The sequence below is a fragment of the Vallitalea sediminicola genome, assembly GCF_054408565.1.
In genome coordinates this window covers 1-310 of sequence record NZ_BTPT01000440.1, presented here as the reverse complement: position 1 = coordinate 310, position 310 = coordinate 1, and the positions used below count along the sequence as shown (strand labels likewise).

General features: G+C 35.8%; 1 protein-coding gene. It reads right to left on the bottom strand.

Annotated elements, in window-relative coordinates:
• On the bottom strand, positions 1–310 hold a 310-nt coding region (locus tag ACX6CF_RS27350; RefSeq protein ID WP_458788518.1), incomplete at both ends, for a KR domain-containing protein.

The window sequence follows — 310 nt, the reverse complement described above, 5'->3', positions numbered from 1 at the left end:
CTACTACATGATTTCAATCCCTCGTACAGAGCATTAATACCTACAGAACTTTCCATTGCAACCATTCCTGTATTTTCTGTTATCTGTTTTTGAGTGTCTACATCAATGTGCATTCCACCGTCTTTCCACAAAGGCCAGTTAATGGATAAAGTTTGTCCATGTCGCTTATTATCCTTAACAAGTTTGTTTCTATAGTATGAATAAGCATCCATGAAAGCATTAGCTGTGGAATAATCAACTTGTCCAATATTTCCCATGACTCCAACACCAGATGAAAAGCAAATAAAGAAGTCTAATGGTAATTTTTTGG